The organism is Ruegeria sp. BHSA163 (assembly GCF_059613365.1).
This window is the reverse complement of the sequence record NZ_JBXWSJ010000012.1, coordinates 89,995-96,050: the sequence shown is the minus strand read 5'-3', so window position 1 is coordinate 96,050 and position 6,056 is coordinate 89,995. Positions and strand designations below refer to the sequence as shown.

Genomic DNA, 6,056 nt, shown 5'->3' with positions numbered 1-6,056 from the left:
TATGTTCGGGGCGCGGAACAAAGTCCCAGTAGTGATCTATATGTCTTGGCCGCAACCCTGTATCACGCCATAACCGGCGAACGTCCAATCGACGGTCAAACCCGCCTGAACGCGTTCAACAATGGTCAATCTGACCCTTATGTTCCGCTTTCCGGGCGCTATTCGGGATATCCGAGCAAATTCCTGAATGCGATTGACAAGGCGCTGGAGGTACACACCACCGATCGTCTTCAATCGGCTTTGGATTGGTTGCGAATGTTCCGCGGACCAGACGTGATGTTTGACACGTTTGCTTACCGTCCAGTGTCCGTGATCGTCGGCATGGACCACAAAGATCACGAGGCCGAGAAAGAACGCATAAAAGCCGAGACTGAAAACGCCGAGGCTGTTGTGACCGCCCTTCTTGCTGGCAATGCTGACCTTACGCTTGGGAACGAAGAAAAACCTGAACAAGAGCACGCGAATTTCGCAACTTCAGATAACGCACCGGTTACCGTTGACACAGTAGTCAAAAGCGGTTCGGGAAGCGGAAGCAGGTCAATTGTATTGGTCGTGATCGCGTTAGCGGCGGTCGTTACAGGAATGATAATTCTGATGTCGGGCGAAAACTCCACGCCCAAGGCAACCCCGGTCACAGTTGAGGCCCCAGCGCCGATTGATGCTGTACCGGAACCGGTCGAGCAGACCGTCGAAGTCCAAGCAGAGCCGGAATCGGCCGAACCCGCTTTGGCACCCGAGACCGAGGTAGCGCAAGAGCAACCTGTCGAGCAGACAGTGATACAGGAACCAGATTCGAAAGAAACGTTAGAGCCGCCACTCGATGCCGTTGCCGCCTCAGAGATACCGCCAGCGGAAATATCAATCCTGGAAGTTGGCGAAAAGCAGCCCGAACTGGAAGCCGAGGCAGCACTCTCTGAGTCTGAAATAGGTTTACCTTTGGAAGAACTCATCAATCTCTTGGACAACCAAGTGGCTTTCGCTCACTGGGACGTGGATGTACCGTTCACAGTTTCACGTCGTCGTGCATCGACGGGTAATGTGCTTGCTATTAGTGGTATTGATGCTGATCAGGATATGTCCGTTGTCGGCGATTGGGTTCAGCGTGGAACGACGATTTTTACTCTGAACGGTGAACCTATTCGCGCGGATCTCTCGTTTGAAGCACACATATTGAGCAATTTTGCAGTTGAACCTGATGGGTATGTAAGGGCTACCGCCCGTTACCGCGCATTGGGTAAAACCCGTGCGCAGAATGCTGTTTTGGCATTGCCCGCATACCGCAGTCTGGGTCTTGAGAACGGGCTAACCTTCAGTATCCGCCACGTAGACGGGTACGGCTGGCAAACATCAGTACAGACAGTGCCGAACGACAGTGAAAGTGACCTTAGACGTGGCGACGTTCTGTTGCGCGAAGGTGAGGAAAGCGTTGCTTTCGATGGTCCAGAAAGTCTGGAAGTGATCCTCGAAAATCTTGTTGCCGAAAGTCGCCCCACAGCCGAGCTGACCGTATTGCGCAACGGATCTGAAACCGCCGCTACCATGCGGCTTGCGCAGGAGTAGAGAAACCCGGATCGAGTGAAATTCGCTGGCAAGTATGTGCTGAGGGTGGCCCCCAGTTAGCCACCCAACGGGGACCGGCCCGTTGCGGATCGTAAGAGTGATTTTTGGTTTTTAGTCTCACCGAACCTTATGCGCGGTGATCTGTAACAAACACGCGGGAAGTGCTCCGCATCAGATGGAAAAAGGTGTCGACACCATGTTTAAATACAAAAGCCCTCTGAGCCGGCTTCTAGAAGGTGCCGGCAAATCCAAAGAAGATACGGCCGAAACCGAAGTGATTGCCGAGAACGATCTTGAGCAGGCAGATCAACCTGAGCCAATCGCAGATTTCAATGCGCTGCGCGAGGCACTAGCCGGCGGCAACAATAGCTTCGAAAACTTTGAGGAGTCGGAAGATCTGATCCCAGAAGGCCAAATGCCTGAATTTTTCGAGACAGATGAAGAGTCCAAGGACGAAACTGTGGAAGAGGAGACGGCGGATGCGCCCGTCGACCCAGAAGTTTCAGAGGAAGATCAAGTTGTGACGTTGCACCCCGCATCAACTGATGCGGCGGAAGATGAAAAAACCATGCTCGCGGCAGTTGCCGAAGCATCAACGGAAGAGCCCGAAGATGTTCTCGAAGTCCAACCAGAGCTTGAAGTCACAACTGAGCCAACTGTGGATCCTTCTCCCGATTTTGCAGCCGAAGAAGAAAGTGAACCATCTCAGCTGGAGGAGCCTTCACCAGAACCAATCCCAGTTGCTGAAAAGGAAATTGTGGCTCCAGCCCCAGCGGAGGATCGTCGAGCCCGCGTAAAAACTACTTTCCTCGGCTTTGATCGCGCGAACACGCATGCGCAGGAATTGATCGAAGCCGCAGAACCTGTCGTGAAGATGGAGAGTGCACAGCAGACGTTCCCGGTTGGATGGTTGGTTGTGACTTCCGGCCCGGGTAGAGGCGCCTGCGTAACGGTTACCGAAGGTCTGATGCAAATAGGCCGAAATGACGATCAGGCTATTCAGTTGGACTTCGGAGACACGGGTATTTCGCGCAGCAATCATGCGGTAATCGCTTATGATCCCGAAGACCGAAAATGCTATTTAGGTCACGGCGGCAAGGCTAACCTTGTTCGTTTAAACGGCAAACCAGTCCTCAGCACAGTGCCTATTGCGTGTGGTGATATAATCCGCATCAGTGAAACCTCGATGCGGTTCAAGGCCTTCTGCGATGAAGGATTTGACTGGCGGGATGCCGATTAATGCTCGCAAGCCCTGCATATGATGTTGCGCTGATTCTTGACAAGGGTCAGCGCGACACGCAGGAGGATGCGATTTCCGCACGGGTGTTTGACTCGGCTAGTGCGGGTTACGTCGTCATTGCTGACGGTATGGGTGGGCATGATGCGGGTGAAATCGCATCGGAGCTGGTCATATCAGCATGGTGCGACCTTATGGATGCCCAGCTTGGCGGGCCCGAACCGGTCGAGGGCGATCTGCTCGACGCTCTGCCGATTGCCGCGATGCAAGCCAATACCGCAGTAGGTGATCATGGCGATGAACATCGCGTCAAATTGGGCTCTACATTGCTGGGCATTCTAATGCTTGAGCAGCGTGTCTTTTGGATTTCCATCGGCGACAGCCCTCTCTACCTTTTCCGAGATGACCGTCTGACTCAGATCAACGAAGACCATTCCATGGCTCCAGCGATCGACGCAAAGGTTGCGGAGGGCACACTTTCCTCCGAAGAGGCGCGCGCGCACCCGGACCGGAACCAACTAACCTCCGTTATTATGGGCGGGGAAATCCGCCAAGTGGATTGTCCTGAAAAGGCGTTAAATTTGGTCGCCTCGGACCTTCTCGTCCTAGGTAGTGATGGCTTGCAATTCCTCAGTGACCCCGAAATTGAGGGGCTCTTGCGCGTTCACGCGCAGTCACCTGCGCGCGATATCGCGGATACCTTGTTGCAGGCACTTAAATCCAAAAATGACCCTGGCCAGGACAATATCGCTATTGCCGTCGTTAAACCGGCAGGAACCTAATTAAGGCAGTTCAGCACTCATGAGAAATCATCTAATCATTTCCGGCTTGGCTTTTGCAGTCTTAGCAGGTTCCGCATCGGCGCAGGAAGCATGCGCGACCTACGAAATCCGACGTGGGGATAGCCTTCGGGAACTGGCGATACAGGTTTACGCCACCGAAGATTATAGTTTCATCTATAACGCGAACAGAAATGTTATCGGGTCCAACCCAAATATCATACGCGTCGGCGACAAACTGGTCATGCCTTGCCTGGACGATATTGGACGCGCCGTTACTCAGCCCGAAACCGAGGCAGAGCGCATGGCAGTCGAGATGGCCGCCGAACTGGTAGAAGCGGCGGAAGAGCGGGCTCAGAAAGCCGTTGCTGATGCTGAGGCCCAAGTTGCCGCAGCCAAATCCGAAGCTAGGAAGGCCAGCGAGCGAGCTGTTGTAGAGGCTCGAATTTCGGCGCGTGAGGAAATTGAGGAAGCGCGAACAGAAGCAGCCGCCCTGATCCGCAAATCTCAAGGCGAAGAGAAATCAGAAATTCGGGATCGACAACTGCTGCTGATCACCGGTGGCAACTATGCCCCGTTCACTGACGAAGCTTTGCCGCATCGCGGCCTTTATACGAACCTTGTTGAAACGGCCTTTTTGCGCGCTGCTCCGGAACAGGGCTACAAGATACAGTTTGTCAATGACTGGTCTTCGCACTTGGATTTGCTGATGCCGACATTGGCGTTTGACGCCACATTCCCGTGGTCGCGACCAAATTGCGAAGAAGCTGAAGCTTTGTCAGAAAGCGATCGCAACCGTTGCGAAACCTACAACTTCTCGAATCCGTTTTATGAGGTAGTTGATACATTCTTCGCGCGCGAAGGCTCTGGTTTTGAACAAACTCTTACTTACGCTGATTTTGCAGGTGCAACTATCTGCCGCCCCGAGGGGTGGTCTTTGTCGCATATGGATGCCGTAAGCCTATATGAGCCGGCCATCACCCTTTTACGCCCGGTCTCACCCGATGATTGTTTTCATGCTGTCATGCAGGGCGAGGCAGATATTGTCGCTGTTGAGGCTCATCTGGCGGCCGAGGCCATCAGCCGTCTGGGTTATGAGCATCAGATTATCGAAAACCCAAATCTTGCTGCGATCAAGTCACTCAACGTCATGACACACAAAGACAATCCTGACGGGGAAGCAGTGCTTGAGACACTCAATCAAGGACTGGCGATTATGCAGCAATCGGGCGAGTGGCGCGACATCGTGTCGACCGCTCTGCGCTATCAAATGGAAAATGGCTAGGGCTCCAAACGGCCTAATAAAACCAAAGTCTGGAGGAAGTGGAAATGTTTAACGAGAACCTCAAGAAAGCAATGCGTTTGGCATCTGCGTTCACTGCGCTAGGCGCGGGTGCTGCCGCTGCTCAAGAGGCTTGTACGAATTATACTGTGACTGACGGCGATACGATGGCCACAATCGCGATTGCTGCATATGGCACATCGAATTATCAGCCAATCTTTAACGCGAACCGTAACGTAATCACCAATCCGGGAAACTTGGAGCCTGGTTTGGTTTTGGCACTGCCTTGTGAAGACGGAAGCCTGCCAAATGGACAAAGCGCTCAGGATTTGATTGCGGCAGAAGAACAGCGTGCAGCAAGTGTTAAGCGCTCGAATGTCTATGAACCGCCAATCAAAATGGTTACTGGCAACGGCTGGGCGCCATTTACAGACGAAACCTTGAATGGCGGTGGGTTCATGACCCGGCTTGCCACGACCAGCCTTCAGCGTGGCGGCAACAATCGTGAATTCTCGGTAAGCTTTGTGGATGATTGGAGCGCGCACCTTCAGACTTTGCTTCCTCTGAATGCGTTTGACATTTCGATCGCTTGGACAATCCCTGATTGCACAAATCGCTCGTATGAATGGTCTCTGGAAACTGAGGCACGGTGTACACAATTCGTTGCGTCGGTACCTGTGTATGATGTTGTTGGCGGCTTTTTCACTTTGCCTGAAAGCGCTTATGCTGGTGCGACAACCTTCGAAGAATTCAAAGGTGCCACGATCTGTCGTATGGAGGGGTGGAGCATGGTTGTTCTCGAAGAAGTTGGTCTAAATGATTCCAATGTCACTATGGTTAAACCAAAGACCGCGCGGGAATGCCTTGATGCAGTTTTGACTGGGACAGCGGATATAGCTGCGTTTGAAGTTGAACTGTTCGCGGCAACGATGAATGAAATGGGTTTGTCATCGGCGGATATAGCCGAAAACCCCTTTGTATCTACATTGTCTTCGATGAGCTTTCTCGCCCATCGCTCCAACCCCTACGCGCGTCAATATATTGCGATGATGAACAAGGGCTTGGTCGAAATGCGCGAGTCTGGAGAATGGTACGCTATCATCTCGGATACGTTGCGCGAACAGAACCAAAAATTGAATGCAGCATCGAACTGATCCCTCGGTTTACGGATGCTTTCTGGGCTGGTCTTAGGACCGGC

5 protein-coding genes are annotated in these 6,056 nt (G+C 52.8%); all 5 read left to right on the top strand.

Going from position 1 to position 6,056, the window contains the following annotated elements; all coding sequences use genetic code 11:
- Nucleotides 1-1,560, top strand: a 1,560-nt coding sequence (locus AC2FNV_RS08055) for a serine/threonine-protein kinase (protein ID WP_496772923.1), incomplete at its 5' end; no start/stop codon positions are given.
- A gap of 196 nt (nt 1,561-1,756) precedes the next feature.
- Entirely contained in the window at nt 1,757-2,800 is a 1,044-nt protein-coding gene (locus AC2FNV_RS08050) for an FHA domain-containing protein (protein WP_496772921.1), read from the top strand.
- Entirely contained in the window at nt 2,800-3,579 is a 780-nt protein-coding gene (locus tag AC2FNV_RS08045) for a PP2C family protein-serine/threonine phosphatase (RefSeq protein WP_170605392.1), read from the top strand. The genes AC2FNV_RS08050 and AC2FNV_RS08045 overlap by 1 nt, the downstream gene beginning before the upstream one ends.
- 19 nt (nt 3,580-3,598) lie before the next feature.
- The gene (locus AC2FNV_RS08040) at nt 3,599-4,861 is read left to right on the top strand and encodes a transporter substrate-binding domain-containing protein (protein ID WP_170605394.1); all 1,263 of its coding nucleotides are present in this window, start codon (nt 3,599-3,601) and stop codon (nt 4,859-4,861) included.
- A gap of 44 nt (nt 4,862-4,905) precedes the next feature.
- Nucleotides 4,906-6,012: a transporter substrate-binding domain-containing protein gene (locus tag AC2FNV_RS08035; protein ID WP_170605396.1), complete on the top strand. Its 1,107-nt coding sequence runs from the start codon at nt 4,906-4,908 to the stop codon at nt 6,010-6,012.
- Nucleotides 6,013-6,056 lie beyond the last annotated feature (44 nt).

Excerpts from the sequence above, each read along its gene's own strand:
- AC2FNV_RS08050 (WP_496772921.1), top strand. The coding sequence starts at position 1,757 with ATGTTTAAATACAAAAGCCCTCTGAGCCGGCTTCTAGAAGGTGCCGGC.
- AC2FNV_RS08045 (WP_170605392.1), top strand. The coding sequence starts at position 2,800 with ATGCTCGCAAGCCCTGCATATGATGTTGCGCTGATTCTTGACAAGGGT.
- AC2FNV_RS08040 (WP_170605394.1), top strand. The coding sequence starts at position 3,599 with ATGAGAAATCATCTAATCATTTCCGGCTTGGCTTTTGCAGTCTTAGCA.
- AC2FNV_RS08035 (WP_170605396.1), top strand. The coding sequence starts at position 4,906 with ATGTTTAACGAGAACCTCAAGAAAGCAATGCGTTTGGCATCTGCGTTC.